The organism is Chitinophaga qingshengii, from assembly GCF_014529935.1.
In the GTDB taxonomy this organism is placed as follows: Bacteria; Bacteroidota; Bacteroidia; order Chitinophagales; family Chitinophagaceae; genus Chitinophaga; species Chitinophaga qingshengii.
On sequence record NZ_JACVFC010000001.1, the window covers coordinates 1,479,732 to 1,494,767 of the forward strand.

15 protein-coding genes are annotated in these 15,036 nt (G+C 50.0%); 10 read left to right on the forward strand and 5 right to left on the reverse strand.

Features of this window, described 5'->3' with window-relative positions:
- Window positions 1-8 precede the first annotated feature (8 nt).
- Entirely contained in the window at window positions 9-578 is a 570-nt protein-coding gene (locus tag ICL07_RS05420; protein WP_188086903.1) for a thioredoxin family protein, read from the forward strand.
- On the opposite strand, the gene xth is transcribed toward ICL07_RS05420, so the two are convergent.
- Window positions 579-1,355: an exodeoxyribonuclease III gene (gene xth, locus ICL07_RS05425; protein WP_188086904.1), complete on the reverse strand. Its 777-nt coding sequence runs from the start codon at window positions 1,353-1,355 to the stop codon at window positions 579-581. It lies immediately after the preceding gene.
- Window positions 1,356-1,710: 355 nt separating this feature from the next.
- Here xth and ICL07_RS05430 point away from each other — a divergent pair, with 355 nt between their 5' ends.
- From ICL07_RS05430 to ICL07_RS05455, 6 genes are all read left to right on the forward strand, one after another.
- On the forward strand, window positions 1,711-3,666 hold the full coding sequence (locus tag ICL07_RS05430; protein ID WP_188086905.1) for a thiamine pyrophosphate-binding protein: 1,956 nt from the start codon (window positions 1,711-1,713) through the stop codon (window positions 3,664-3,666).
- A gap of 32 nt (window positions 3,667-3,698) precedes the next feature.
- Entirely contained in the window at window positions 3,699-5,318 is a 1,620-nt protein-coding gene (locus ICL07_RS05435) for a flavin monoamine oxidase family protein (protein WP_188086906.1), read from the forward strand.
- Window positions 5,319-5,445: 127 nt separating this feature from the next.
- Window positions 5,446-5,907, forward strand: a complete 462-nt coding sequence (locus tag ICL07_RS05440) for a copper resistance protein NlpE N-terminal domain-containing protein (RefSeq protein ID WP_188086907.1) — start codon at window positions 5,446-5,448, stop codon at window positions 5,905-5,907.
- Window positions 5,908-6,174: 267 nt separating this feature from the next.
- Window positions 6,175-7,527 carry an MG2 domain-containing protein gene (locus tag ICL07_RS05445; RefSeq protein ID WP_188086908.1) on the forward strand — a complete coding sequence of 451 codons (1,353 nt, stop codon included), beginning with the start codon at window positions 6,175-6,177 and terminating at the stop codon, window positions 7,525-7,527.
- Window positions 7,528-7,633: 106 nt separating this feature from the next.
- Window positions 7,634-8,614: a 3-keto-disaccharide hydrolase gene (locus tag ICL07_RS05450; protein WP_188086909.1), complete on the forward strand. Its 981-nt coding sequence runs from the start codon at window positions 7,634-7,636 to the stop codon at window positions 8,612-8,614.
- Window positions 8,615-8,742: 128 nt separating this feature from the next.
- A complete protein-coding gene (locus ICL07_RS05455; RefSeq protein ID WP_188086910.1) occupies window positions 8,743-9,492 on the forward strand; it encodes a metallophosphoesterase family protein in 750 nt (249 codons plus the stop codon).
- On the opposite strand, the gene ICL07_RS05460 is transcribed toward ICL07_RS05455, so the two are convergent.
- From ICL07_RS05460 to ICL07_RS05475, 4 genes are all read right to left on the reverse strand, one after another.
- Entirely contained in the window at window positions 9,472-9,897 is a 426-nt protein-coding gene (locus ICL07_RS05460; protein ID WP_188086911.1) for an LIC_13387 family protein, read from the reverse strand. The two genes, ICL07_RS05455 and ICL07_RS05460, sit on opposite strands and share 21 nt — an antisense overlap.
- The gene (locus tag ICL07_RS05465; protein ID WP_188086912.1) at window positions 9,894-10,595 is read right to left on the reverse strand and encodes a methyltransferase domain-containing protein; all 702 of its coding nucleotides are present in this window, start codon (window positions 10,593-10,595) and stop codon (window positions 9,894-9,896) included. Before ICL07_RS05465 ends, ICL07_RS05460 begins: the two co-directional genes overlap by 4 nt.
- Window positions 10,596-10,652: 57 nt before the next feature.
- Window positions 10,653-11,222 carry a Crp/Fnr family transcriptional regulator gene (locus tag ICL07_RS05470; RefSeq protein ID WP_188086913.1) on the reverse strand — a complete coding sequence of 190 codons (570 nt, stop codon included), beginning with the start codon at window positions 11,220-11,222 and terminating at the stop codon, window positions 10,653-10,655.
- Between the two features lie 109 nt (window positions 11,223-11,331).
- On the reverse strand, window positions 11,332-11,736 hold the full coding sequence (locus ICL07_RS05475) for an NUDIX hydrolase (RefSeq protein ID WP_188086914.1): 405 nt from the start codon (window positions 11,734-11,736) through the stop codon (window positions 11,332-11,334).
- Window positions 11,737-11,819: 83 nt separating this feature from the next.
- Between ICL07_RS05475 and ICL07_RS05480 the strand changes: the two genes are divergently transcribed.
- The 3 genes from ICL07_RS05480 to ICL07_RS05490 are packed head-to-tail and all read left to right on the forward strand — an operon-like array spanning window position 11,820 to window position 15,035.
- Window positions 11,820-12,479 (forward strand): GNAT family N-acetyltransferase, encoded by a 660-nt coding sequence (locus ICL07_RS05480; protein WP_188086915.1) that lies wholly within the window; start codon window positions 11,820-11,822, stop codon window positions 12,477-12,479.
- 56 nt (window positions 12,480-12,535) lie between these two features.
- A complete protein-coding gene (locus tag ICL07_RS05485) occupies window positions 12,536-14,116 on the forward strand; it encodes an oleate hydratase (protein ID WP_188086916.1) in 1,581 nt (526 codons plus the stop codon).
- Window positions 14,117-14,138: 22 nt separating this feature from the next.
- Window positions 14,139-15,035: a 3-hydroxyacyl-CoA dehydrogenase gene (locus tag ICL07_RS05490; protein WP_188086917.1), complete on the forward strand. Its 897-nt coding sequence runs from the start codon at window positions 14,139-14,141 to the stop codon at window positions 15,033-15,035.
- Window position 15,036 lies beyond the last annotated feature (1 nt).

Consider the following 15,036-nt stretch of genomic DNA (forward strand, 5'->3'; position numbering starts at 1 on the left):
TGTGAAAGATGAATTTTACAGACTATCTGCAGTTGTTTGAAAACATCCTGCAAGAAACCAACCCAAAAGCACCCTATAACAATCCCGACTATCTCAACTATACCAAACTCAACTGGTCGAGACAACAACGCTGGCTGAAAACCGGTGTTATCAACGCCGCCGTGACCACAGCGGCGAAAAACATCACCGTCCCTCAGCAATGGGTGATCATCACTGAACCCTGGTGTGGCGATGCGGCACATATCGTACCGTTCCTGTCTAAAATAGCGGCGATCAACCCATTGATACAACTGGATATACAGCTCCGCGATGCACCGCCCTTCCTCATAGAACAATACCTGACCAACGGCGGTAAGTCTATCCCTAAACTGATAATCCGTGACAACGACGGCCAGGATATGGCGGTATGGGGCCCCCGTCCGGCTGGCGCCCAGGTGTTGTACGATCAGCTGAAAGCGGAAAACGCAGATTTTGAGCGCGTGAAAATTGAGCTGCAACAGTGGTACAACCAGGATAAAGGTCAAAGCCTCCAGGCAGAACTGCTGGAAGTACTCACACAGGTAGCCAGCATAGCCTGATCACGCGCTTTTTAGTTCTATCCATACCGGAGCATGATCGCTGGATTTGTCCCAGCCCCGCACGTGGCGGTCTACCCCTGCTGCTGTGAGACGTTTATCCACTTCAGGGCTCAGCAGGAAATGATCTATCCGCAGGCCGGCATCCCTTCCATAGGCATTACGGAAGTAATCCCAGAAAGTGTAGATTTTCTCATCAGGATGCAGCTTGCGGATGGCATCTGTCCATCCCTGTGCCACCAACGTATGAAAGGCTTCCCTTACCTCGGGCCGGAAAAGGGCATCATCTACCCAACGCTCCGGCTTATATACATCTATATCCGCAGGCATAACATTATAATCTCCCGTGAGGATAACCGGCGTCTTTTGTGACAGCAACTCTTTGGCATGGTCTGTCAGCCGTTTGAACCAGCTGAGCTTATAATCGAACTTCGGTCCCGGTGCAGGATTGCCATTAGGCAAATAAAGGCATCCAATCAACACGCCGTTGATAGCCGCTTCCATATAACGACTGTGTACATCCTCCTCATCTCCCGGCAATGTTCTCCTGATTTCCTGCGGCATCCCTACCTTCGACAGGATAGCGATGCCGTTCCAGCTCTTCTGGCCATGCCAGATGACATCATAGCCCGCTTCTTTGATGGCCAGCTCCGGAAATTTCTCCTGCGGCGCTTTCAACTCCTGCAAACACGCCACATCGGGCGCTGATTCCTTTAACCAGCGCAACAATACCGGCAGCCGGGCGTTAATACCGTTGACATTATAAGTAGCTATTTTCATGGGACCTGGTCTTGGTTATTTATCCAAGTTAATAAAAAAAATATCAACATTTTCGGCGCATTGAACACTCCTGCTACTCACCTGCGCCATTATCAGCATAAAAAATTGGTCGTTGAAAAAATCATTATTATCTTAGTAATCTTTAATGATTAGGAAAACTAACTATCCATAAAAAACCTTTCACCCTCAAAATAAGACATTCAGCAAAGGCAGTTACTATCACCAGGACCGGCATTTTCCTAAACCTACATTTCATGATTTGTATAGGCAACATTGTTTTTTTGTTCCCGACAGAACTATCAGGCGTACCTGATAAGATCTGTCTATTCCATCACTCCAAAACATTTTCCCATTTATGGCAAAGACCCCTGCAAATGTGCAACGCTGGACACGGGACTACGTGTTCGACATTCTGAAAGACCTGGGTATCCATTATATTTTTGGCGTCCCGGGCACCAATGAAATCCCCATTATTGACGGCACCAGTTATGAAGCCAATGGCGTCCGTTACATAGAATGTCTGCATGAAAACATCGCCATCGGCGCCGCGATGGGCTCCGCCCGGATGACCGGCAAACCCGGCGTATTGGTGGTACATGTTACGCCGGGTATTGCACATAGTATCGGTAACCTCTTCAACGCCTACCGCTCGGAGATGCCGCTGGTGATTCTTTGCTGCCAGCAACAGAATGAACTCGTTACCCAGGAACCTTTATTGGCCTCTAACCTGGTGGAACTGGCCCGCGAATATACCAAATGGGCGCATGAAGTACGCACCCCGGCGGAGATACCGCTGGTACTGCAACGTGCTTTTAAAGAAGCCATGGCGCCCCCTAATGGTCCCGTATTCGTATCCATTCCGTGGGACTTCACCATGGTCGCCATCAAAGATACCGACAAGGTAAAAGGTGTTACCCGTATCTCTCCTCATTTCACCGGCGACGAGGCTAGCATCCGCCAGGCTGCCGACCTGCTGGCGGCCTGCAAAAGTCCCGTGATCGTTGCCGGCGATGCCGTAGGTTACGCCGATGCCTGGGAAGAAATGAAGGAACTGGCTGCACTGATCGGCGCACCGGTAGTACTACAAACTTTCAGCAGCGTCGCCAACTTCCCCAACGACGACTACCACTGGCAGGGCGAACTACCCGGTACCCAGGGCGGTATCCAGGACGTATTTAAAAAACATGATCTGGCCTTTCTCATAGGCTTCGGCGCACAAGCCCAGCTGGCTGTTTTTAAATATGCAGACGGCCCGCTTTTCCCAGAACACCTCAAGCAGATTTATCTTACCAATAACACCTGGGACATCGGCAAAAACTACTACGGTGAAGCCGCCATCTTTGGTGATATCAAAACCACGCTGCCCATCCTGAATAAATACATCAAAGCCAAACCACCACAAGGCGCGGCCGCACGTAATGAACAGATGCGGGCGCTCGATGCGGAACGCACCGAAAAATGGAACAACTACCTGCAAATGGCTATGGGCGAGAAAAAGATATGGAGCGTGGTGATCGCCAAAGCCTTAAAAGACGCCATCGAAAGACGCGGCCTGACAGACAAATATGTATATGTTCATGAAGCCGTGTCCGACAGTGCACCCTTCCAATATTATCTGCCTTTTGGCCCCAAGGGATCCAAACCGATCAGCTATTACTGTGTAGCCGGCGGCTCGCTCGGCTGGTCTATGCCGGCATCTATCGGTATTAAGCTGGAACAACAAACCGTACAAGGAATTACGCCTCAACTGGTCATCAACGCAGTTGGTGACGGGTCTGCCCTTTTTTATCCGCAAACCTGGTGGACTGCCGCACATGAAAAGCTGCCCATCCTTTATATCATCACTAATAATCATGAATATCATACCCTGCAGGTAGGACTGCAACAAGTGGTATCCGCCTATGGAGAAGCTCCCGGATATCAATGGCATCCCAAAACCATGGACCCCTCCTATCTCCGGCTGGAAGCGCCGGTAATCGATTATGTCAGCCTCGCCAAAGCATTCGGCGGTCAAACCGGCGAACTCGTGAGAAAACCCGGCGATGTAATGGATGCCATTGAAAAAGCAATAGAACATGTGCTGGCACAAAAAACCTCGTACATACTGGATATGCGTATAGCACAGGATACGCCTGCCACCCCGACAGACACCTCAAAAATTGCACGGGATGCTGTCATTAACCAGCATTACTTTATGCAACCGCCGCTGGATGTATTTCATAGCGACGGCGTAGCAGCGCTGGCCAAGTCGGCTGCCGGCAGTAAAAATGGCAATGGACACGTACCTGTCAACATGCCCGCTCTTTTTTGACTACTCACTATAACCTGCTAAACAAACACCCCATGACAAACGAAAAACTGGATATCGCCATCATCGGTGGCGGCGTTTCCGGCGTCTACAGCGGCTGGAAACTCAAACAACAACATGGCGACTCCAAGAAGATCGCACTCTATGAAGGCTCCGACCATATCGGCGGACGGCTGCTCTCCTTAAGACCTCCCGGCTCCGACAATATGGTGGCCGAATTAGGAGGCATGCGCATCCTGGAAGCAGTACAGCCCCGTATTAAAGACCTCATCGGTAAACTGAACCACGAGCTACCGGAAGCAGAAAAGATAAAACTGTTCGACTTCCCCGTTGACAAGCCCCAGAACATCGCCTACTTGCGGGGTACACATCTCCGGTTGGATGACTTCCAACATGACCTTGCTAAAGTACCGTATAAACTCCCGCCGGGAGACGACAAAGGTCCTGGCGCTATCATCGTCAACGCTATCGAAAAAATTGTTCCAGGTATCCTCGAGGCCACCGAAGAAGAACGCCGCAAAATGGTACAAACAGCCGAGTATGACGGCGTACCATTGTACCAATGGGGCTTCTGGAACCTGCTGTATATGGTGATCACCAGCGAAGAATACCAGTTCTGCCTGGATGCAGGCGGTTATAATACCACGCTGGTGAACTGGAACGCCGCCGATGCTATTCCCTGGTACCTGTCGGATTTCGGTGTTGACGCGAAATACAAAGGTTTCACCAACGGTTTCCAACAGGTACCCATTACACTGGCGAAATTCTTCGAAAACCTCGGCGGCACCATCCATCTCAACAAAAAACTGCGGGGCTTTGAATGGAAAGAGGGTTACTTCGAGCTTGACTTCGGTAGTGAAACAGTACTCGCCAAAGAGCTGATACTCGCCATGCCTCGCCGCGCGCTGGATCTGCTGACACCTGCCAGCCCGAAGTTACAGGAGATACATTCCCTTATTGCCAGTGTTACCGGCAGACCGCTGTTTAAACTTTTCACTACCTACGACGAACCGTGGTGGGCGCATTTACCAACGTCTAAAAATTACGATCACATAAAGGAGGGTCGTACTGTGACCGATATCCCGGTACGTCAGACTTACTACTGGCCCGATGAACACGGTAACCCGATCAAAGAAGGCAAATCCATGCTGCTGGCCAGTTACGATGATGGCGACAACACCGGTTACTGGGATGGCCTGCGTCCACAACGTAGTCTCGCCTGGCGTATCGGCCGGGTCCAAGCCTACACCGACACGTTTGAAGGCGCCGATGATAACCTGGGCATTCCTAAAGGCGTCGCTATGTTTGGCCTCAACCAGGAATGGCAACAATATGAAGCACCCCGCCGGATGGTGAATGAAATATCCAGACAATTGGCGCAGGTCCACAACATTCCTGCCACACCCGAAGTTAAAAGCGCCGCTTTCCGTGACTGGGGCGAAGATCCTTTCGGCGGTGGATGGAACAGCTGGAACATCGGCGTGAAAAGCTGGGAAGTAAGGGAAAAGATTGCCCATCCGATCCCTGACTGCCCGCTGTATATCTGTGGCGAAGCCTATTCCGACGCCCAGGGATGGGTGGAAGGCGCTTTACAGACAGCAGATATTATGCTGAAAAAAATGGGCACATTCAAACATGCAGCCGTTGTCATGTAATTTTCCCTATCCGTTCTACCCCAACAGCCATCCACTATTCACAGGATGGCTGTTGTGTTTTATAACAGCTTCCACCCCAACCAAACAAACCACGACATACAGCTGTTAAAACACCCAAAACAACCGTATGAAAAAAACACACCTTCCCGCTCTGATCTGTTTGATAGTCTCCGCTGCGCTTCTGAGTTGCAATAGCGGCAACACCTCCCGGCAAAAACAAATGCCCGATTCTATGTCCGTTACACCCGCGCCAGCCCCTGAAACAGCGGCCTTTAACGCGGGTACATTTAAAGGCACCATTCCCGGAGGCGCCCAAAAACGGGATGTTTCCATTACTTTCAATACCGACTCCACCTTCAACATGAAGGAATCCTATCTTTCCAAAGAAGGCAAACCCGAACATGCCATGGAAACTACCGGTAAATGGAGCTATAATAGTCAATCCAAAGATATCATCCTCGCATATAAAAATCTCGCTGACCGGGGAACAACTTTCTCCATTATCGATGACAATACCATTCAGTTGCATGACCGCTCCATGCAGACCGAACAGACTGGTGGCCCGGAGTATAATTTACGCCGTGAATAACAGTGGTGACCATGATTACCGCTGATTGGGCCGATGAGCGATGATCTTATTTTTGATAGTGGGACTGACTTTCCCGTCAGTCCCACTTTTTTTAGGGAAGCGGCCGCTGACAGACCTGTTAAGCTCCTGTTAATCGCTGATTTTTAGGGAGATCAGGAGATATAAAAATAGGTACTGTTGTAGTATTGCAGTAACATGCCGGGACCTGTTGTTACCGTAGCACCCCCGGCTCACCCATATTGTTGACTACAACTAACCAATTGCACGATGAAAAACACTTTTACACTGCTGATAGCAACATTCTTCTGCTGCCACTCCCTAGCGCAAAACAGGGATATCAATTCCACCGGGCTGTATATCCATACGGACAAACAAATCTATACGCCCACAGAAAAAATATGGTTTACCGGTTATCTGCTGAATATCCAGGCGACGGATACGATCCCTTATCATACGCTTTTTGTAACGTTGATTGATCCCAATACCCACCAACCGGTGCTGCATGATTGTTTTGCGTTTGACCGTGGTGTTTGCAAAGGCTTGCTGGCATTGCCCGACAGCGTGCAACCAGGAGATTATTCACTGGTAGCCTATACCAACAACTATATTACCGATAATCATGAACAGGAATTCCAGCAATGGATATCTGTCCGTAAACCCAACCATCCGCCTTTTAAAGTAAAGAAAACACCTGCAGATACCACGCGAACGGCTAAACTAAAAATACCAGACTCCAATATCAGCGTACGCCTGGATACTGATTCTTCAGACTACCACCGCCGCGGAACGGTTACCTGCCGGGTAATGCTGACAGATACCTCCGGCAAAGCCATACAGGGCCTGTTCTCGGTTGCCTGCGTCTGCGAAAGAAGACTACGCCCACAAAGCACCTGGGATATCTGCCACTATTATTTCATTGACCAGTACCGGCTTCCATCATCGGTCGACCTTACCACCGCACAACAGCAACTGAACCCGGTTACCGGCGTTGTGACCAAAGGAAAGAAAAAAATAAAAAAACCGGTATCGATGTTGTTGATGAAAAACAATGAAATGATCACGCTCAAAACCAATAAAGACGGAATCTTCAGTCTCAACTCCTACCAACTGATTTCTACTCCCGGTCAACCGGATGCCATCCTCAGCGTAGTGAAAGGCAACCAGTCCGAGTTTAAAATCAATTTTCTGAACGATATAGGCCGCGTGAATGAACAACTGGGTAGCATCGACTACCCCTATACCCAGGAAAATATAGAAGACAGCTGCATCTTTACCCAGGAAGAGCGGACAGCGTTTGCAACCCGAACGCCATCCAAACCAGCTACCACCAAACCTGCTCTCTCTAAACCCAAAGCGCCGGCGCCACCAGCTGAACCTACCTATGTAAAAAAAATTAAACCGGTGTACCAGCCACCTGAATTTCAACAGGCAAGCGACTCCTCCGCTATGCCCAACTACAACACCACCCTGTACTGGAACCACCTGCTGAACACTGATAAGGATGGCCGCGCCTATTTTTCTTTCAGGGCCGATGACCTCCCCGGCGTGTTTGTATGCGTGATCCAGGGCATCTCTACCATGGGCGTCTTCAGCAAACACCTGCGATTTGAGGTGAAATAGCTATCATGTTCAACACATATAAAACAACCACCATTTGTAAAAAGGCGAATAAACACTATCTTGTTCTGCTGAAAAATTTCACGAATCAGCTAAAAACAAGATACATATGCGCAGAAAAATCCTGGTACTCGGCATGACCGGCTTATTATGCCTGGGAGCCATCGCTCCGGCACTGGCATCCGGCCGCCCGCAACCCGGTACCACACAGGCGCCTGCAGATGCCAAAGCTCTGATAGGCCGCTGGGACATCACCATCGACGAAAACGGTAAACCTGCTCCGTCCTGGCTGGAAGTAAAACTCTCCGGCTTCCGTACCCTCGTAGGATATTTTGTAGGCAGCTCCGGCAGCGCCCGGCCTGTTGCCAAAGTCAACTTCGACAACGGAAAATTCAGCTTCTCCATTCCGCCACAATGGGAAAGCGGCAACCAGGACTTCCTCATTGAAGGCGAACTGACCGACGCCGGTATCCAGGGAACCATCACCACCAGCGAAGGCAAAAAATACAACTGGAAAGGCGTAAAAGCACCTTACCTGAAAAGAACCGCCGCTCCGGCCTGGGGTAAACCCATCGCCCTGTTCAACGGCAAAGACCTCACCGGCTGGAAAGCGGTAGGCGGCAAAGAAAACCAATGGGTAGTAAAGGACGGCGTGCTCACCAGCCCCCACTCCGGCGCGAACCTCATTTCTGAGCAAAAATTCACCGATTTCAAACTGCACGTTGAATTCAAATACCAGAAAGGCAGCAACAGCGGTGTATACCTGAGAGGCCGTCATGAAGTACAGATCGAAGACAGCAGCCCGGATACCCACCCGTCCAGCGTACTGTTCAGCGGCGTTTATGGCTTCCTGGCCCCCAGCGAAATCAATGCCCTCGGACCGGATAAATGGCAGACCTACGACATCACTCTCGTTGGACGTATGGTGACCATCGTAGTAAATGGTAAAACGGTGATCAACAACCAGGAAATCCCCGGTATCACCGGCGGCGCACTGGATAGCAACGAAGGAGAACCCGGACCTATTTACTTCCAGGGCGACCATGGCCCGATTGAATTCAGAAAAATCGTGATTACACCCGCTAAATAAATAGTCGTTTTATCCATAGAACTGGCAGGCCTAAAAAAAGCCTGCCAGTTGTTTTTTACTATATTTTCGGGGTTTAATACCACTATTCTCCCTCTACCCTTCCTACCTTTGCCCCTTAAATCAGGAAGATGAAAATAGCGATCATTAGTGATATCCATGGAAACCTGCCTGCGCTGGAAGCTGTGCTGGACGATATTTCCCGCTACGGAGCGGACCAGCTGTATTGCCTGGGCGACCTTACCGACGCCGCTCCCTGGCACAATGAAGTGATACAACGCATCCGTTCCCTGCGTATTCCCACCATCATGGGCAATCACGATGAACGCATCGCTTACGACATCCCCGTACGACCACTCGCCAAACACAGTCCCGAAGAACAGGCTGCCAGACTGGCCGCTATTGAATTCACCCGGCAAACCATTACGCCGGATAATAAACAGTTTCTTCGCACACTGCCCTCCCGGCTATCGCTTCATTTTGGATATTACCACCTGCTACTGGCACACGGCAGCCCCGAAAGCAATGAAACCTATCTGTATGCCGATCATCCGGAAGCAGCCCTGCTGGAGATAATGAAGCAGACAAACGCCAATGTCCTCATCGTTGGACATACCCACCTCACCTACATCCGGCCTATTGACAACGAGCAAAAAATGGTGATCAACACCGGTTCCGCCGGTCGCAGTAAAGAACCCGACAGACTGGCCAGCTACCTGCAACTGGAGATCAATAACCCGCACACCACTACGCTGACGTCGCTGTTAAACGTGACGATACGAAAAGTAGCATATGATATGGCACTCACTTTAAAGGGCATACGTAACAGCCCTATTCCGGATTTTTATGCTGATTTCCTTTCAGCAGGCGTTATTGCATAGGATCAGTATAGCCGCTACAGCGTAACAGGCAAAGACTATCATCAGCAGTATCTTCACCGCCTTCATCCAGTATCTGACAGCTACCCATACATAAAATGCGGTGGTTACTACTGTCAATAACAGCAGGAACCAGGAAGACTTTAGGAGATCCGGCTGTTGGAGTGCCAGGTAAAAATTAATAATGCCGATAAACATGGTACCGGCACTATGCGTGGCATTGAAGCCAATCCAGGATTTCCACGTATTGAGTTCGTCAGAGATCCGTAGTGAGGAAGACTGCATATCCTTTATCAATTGTTCATCCCCTGGATGTAATTTAGTGGTACCCAGGGTGGCCCGTAAGTGGCTCGTACCCATTAAGCTGATAATGACCGATCCGGCGATCCATAGATATTGTGCTATCATACTGATTGTTTTATTTTTCTTCCTGCAATAAATACCACACTTCCGATGACATGACTTTGCACCTCCAACGCAGGCTGATTAAACAATGCCAGTGTTTGAGCAATAGAGTATACATTTCCGAATTCACGTACCTTCCGCAACGATGACATAAAAGCGCGGCTGATCTTCGTTTCGCCGGTCATGGAATAAAAGTAAAACCTGCCGCCGGGCTTTAATACGCTGAGGACTTTATCTACAAATTCCTGTTTATTATCGAACAGGTGGATGGTACCAAAACTGCAAACAGTATCGAAAGTATTATCCGGAAAGGGTAACCGGAATGCATCTCCCTGCAACAGCTGTATATTGGCCGGTAATAGGCCGCTGCCGGCCCAAAGCCTTGCCCTGGCTATCTTCAGCATCTCCAGCGAACGGTCCAGCAAAATACAGTCGTTGTTGGTTGACCGGTACAGCTGCGCCGTTTGCGCCAGCCCGCCGCAACCGACATCCAATACGGTACCGGCCGTACGTAAAATTGCACGGGAAGCGAATTCCTGGTAATCCTGGCGGGAAGCATCCCAGAAAAAACGATTGAACCAGCGGGTGCTGACCAGCCGTTCATAATAACCGGCCTTAAAATCGTAGGACGCACCTGAAGGCTGCTCCAGGCAGGTGCAGATACCTCTTGTTATTTCCCTGAATGGGTTTGTATGGCTCACTTCAGCTAGTTTCCGGCAAAGGTAGCAGACAATTCCTCCGGGGTAGATGAACCTGGGTTAAGAAATTCGTTTCCGGATACGGCTAAGTGCCTGTGGGGTGATACCGATATAGGAAGCCAGGTGTTTCAGGGGAACATACCGAAACAACTGCGGCGCTTTGCTGAGTAAGTCCAGATACCGCTCTTCAGCCGTCCGGGTAAGTAACGATAATTCCCTTTCAGACTTAAACAACAGCATTTGCTGGGTGGCCAGCCGGCCAATCCGCTCCACGACCGGCAAACGGTCGAACAGCTTTTGTAAATCATCATAATGAATACGCCATACATGCGTTTCCGTGAGAGTTTCCCCGTAATAACGGGAAGGCGTACGGGTATAAAAAGAACTGTACACACACATGAACCAGCCATCGAAACCAAATCCTACGGTAGTCTCATCCCCATTGGCAGCTTCCACATAAAAACGGGTAACACCACTATCCACAAAACAAAGGTAGTTTTCCATCTCTCCGGCCTGCAGGTAGAATGTTTTCGCCGGATAGGTTTTCGCTTCAAAACAGGAAGAAAAAATATGCCAGTCTTCATCGGAGATATTGACCTGCTGGCGGAGATATTGAAGCATGCGTTGCATGAGGGTATATGATTAGTCTGCTGTAAACTTAAAACAAAAGCGTATCCGGAGTTGAGTACCCTCCATCCCTTTTATTGCAAAATAAAGGGATGGGAGGCCGGGTATCCGCTTAATCTACCAGCCCATCCTGTTGCAATTTTTCAAAAGCCAGCAACACACCGCGTACCTGGTGAGGTTCCTGGCGGTAGGTATCCAGATTGAAAAAACGGATGGCCCCTATTTCCGCAGAAGGCTGGGGTGTTTGCCGCAGCTGGTGCAGGAAACAGTCCTGCCGCATCAGCAAATCCTTTTCACCGAAGGCAGGTGCGGTGATATGATAATACCATTGCAGGCTGTCGGCCGCAAGGTCCATATTCAGTTCTTCCCGTATTTCACGTTGCAATGCTTCCAATGGCGTTTCACCCGCATCCACTTTACCGCCGGGCAGGTACCAGGCCCCCTTATTTTTGCTGAAGGCGAGCAACAGCTCGCGGTTTTCTACGACAATCAGGCCAGCACAATTGATATAATTCATCTCACAAAAATAAACAAAACCTCCTTTCCTGCTATCCTCCTGCTATTTTTAGCAGCCGAAAATACGTACCTTTAGTACACCTCATGACAACGACCGAAACATATCATCAAGCAGCTGCCGATGTAGTGGAAACATGGCTGAAAGGCTGGTCACTGGCGCGAAAACTACCCCTCCCCTTAGCCGACCACGGCGGATTCCGGGTGGAGGTAGGCTGGCCCGACCAACAACGGCGATATGTTTTCCCCACCTTATGTCCTGGGTTATTTCACTTCGCCAACACTATCGTTGAACCCGCCGTTTTCCTGAAAGTATGCGCACCCGCAGCCTTGTTGCGACCGGTATTACCACCACGCTGGATCATACAGCGCCCCGGCTTTATGATGACGCGCATGCTGCCTGCCCGGCAGCCCCGGTTACAACTACCCGAAGGTTATACCTTGTCTGTAGAACCCGCTCCCGCCGGCCTTTCTGCGGTGATATACGCCGCCAACAAAGAAATAGCCGCCAGCGGCAGCCTCGCTATCGTGGACGACTATATTATTTTTGACCAGATCGCTACAACGCCCGCACACCAGCGCCGGGGATTGGGCCGCGCCGTGATGACCACTCTCGCCAAAGAAGCAGTCTCGCGGGGCAGAAAAAAGGCGATACTGGTGGCCACGCCCGCCGGAAAAGCGTTGTATGAAACGCTCGGCTGGAAAATGTACTCGTTATATACCACTGCAGTAATCCCGCACGCCTAATACAACAAAACAACCACCCGGTTGTTAACTCTTCACACGCTAAAAACAGATTGATCATGCACGATAACAAACACGCCTATTTGGTAGGAGGAGGCCTGGCATCCCTGGCTGCCGCCGTTTACCTGATTGAAGACGCCGGTTTCAAAGGAGAAAATATTCATATCATAGAAGCCTTACCGATAATAGGCGGCAGCAACGATGGCGCCGGGGCTAAACAGGAAGGCTTCGTATGCCGCGGCGGCCGGATGCTCAACGAAGAAACCTATGAGAATTTCTGGGAACTGACCAGCCGGATTCCATCTCTCGAACTACCCAATATCTCCGTAAAAGATGAAATACTGGCCTTTGACCATGCCAACCCCACCCATGCCAGAGCCAGGCTCATTGACAAATACGGAAAGATACTCGATGTACATTCTATGGGCTTCGACCATGACGACCGGATGAAGATGCTCAAACTCTTTTTCACGGATGAAAATGAACTGGACCACATGACCATCCGCGAGTGGTTTGATGATCACTTCTTCACCACCAATTTCTGGTATATGTGGCAAACTACTTTTGCCTGGCAGGAATGGTCCAGTCTCTATGAATTTAAAAGATATATGAACCGTATGATACTGGAATTTTCCCGGATAGATACCCTCGAAGGCGTTACCCGGACACCGTATAACCAGTACGAGTCCGTGATACTGCCTATCAAAAAACACCTGGATAAATTCGGGGTGGACTATTCGCTGAAGAGAACCGTCACCGACCTGGTTTTCAAAGAAGGAAACGGTATCACGGTAACGGGCATACGTTATCAGGATGCGGACGGGCAGGAAGGTGATATTACCTTACAAGACGGTGATCTGTGCTTTTTCACCAACGGCTGCATCACCGACAATTCCAACAACGGTGATTATAAAACGCCGGCCCGTTACCTGCCGGACAATCCGCCTTCTTTTGCGCTATGGAAAAGAATTGCGCTTAAAAAACCTCGGCTGGGTAATCCCGACCCTTTCTTCGGCAAGCCCGATGAAACCAAATGGTATTCTTTTACCGCTACGTTCCGGGGAAATAAAATGCTGCAACTCATCGAAAATTTTTCCGGTAACAAACCCGGTAGCGGCGCGCTGATGACTTTCCGCGACTCTTCCTGGCGCATGTCTATTGTGGTGGCTGCACAGCCGCATTTTAAAGCCCAGGGAACGGATACGACCATTTTCTGGGGTTACGGTCTTTATCCGGATAATACCGGCGATTTTGTGAAGAAACGCATGATTGACTGCACGGGTGAAGAAATTCTCACAGAGCTGATTCACCATCTGCATTTTGAACAACATGAAAACGACATTAAAGAAAGTGTGATCAATGTGATCCCCGTCATGATGCCCTATATCGATGCCCTTTTTCAGCCCCATGCCAAATCAGACCGGCCACCGGTAGTACCCAAAGGCTCCACTAACCTGGCCATGATCAGTCAGTTTGTGGAGATCCCGCACGACATGGTGTTTACAGAAGAATACTCTGTAAGAGCCGCCCGCACGGCTGTATACACGTTGTTGAGCCTGGATAGGGAAGTGGCGCCGGTAACGGCGTATAACCGCCGCCCGGACGTATTGGCAAAAGCGGTACATACAGCCTATCGTTAAACAAATAAACTCATATAAAACTATGACAATTCAGACAGTTACAGTCGCCGGCAGCGGCGTATTAGGCGCCCAGATTGCGTTTCAGACAGCAGTACACCAGTTCCAGGTCCATGTGTACGACATCAGCGATGCCGTGCTGGAAAAAGCCAAAGCCACTTTTCAGCAGCTGGCTGCTGACTATCAGCGCGATCTCCATCTCGAAAAAGCAGATACCGATGCTGCGCTGGGCCGTATCCGTTATTTCACCGATCTGGCCGCAGCAGTGAAAAATATCGATTTGCTGATAGAAGCCATCCCGGAGAATCCGGCCATCAAAACGGCCTTTTATCAACAGCTGGCTGCCGTAGCCGATCCACATACCATCTTCGCTACCAATTCCTCTACCATGCTGCCCAGCCAGTTCGCCGCAGCAACCGGCAGACCGGACCGCTTCGTGGCGCTCCATTTCGCCAATGAAATATGGAAACACAATACCGCGGAGATTATGGGGCATCCTGGCACGGATAAGGCCACCTTTGACACCGTAGTGGCCTTTGCGAAGTCCATCGGTATGGTTGCTCTTCCTTTACACAAAGAACAACCGGGATATATCGTCAATTCCCTGTTGGTACCTTTGCTGGATGCCGCTACCAGCTTGCTGGTTAAAGGAGTGGCAGATGTGGAAACGATCGACAAAACCTGGATGGTGGCCACCGGCGCCCCGCTCGGCCCATTCGGCATCCTCGATGTGGTAGGGCTCACTACCGCCTATAACATCACCAACATGGCCGCCGAAAAAACGAAGGACCCGGAAAAAATAAAGGCAGCCGCTTATCTCAAAAGTAATTTCATTGACAAAGGAAAATTAGGCACCGCCACCGGCGAAGGTTTCTACCAATACCCTAACCCGGCATATCAACGGCCGGAATTCCTGCAATAAC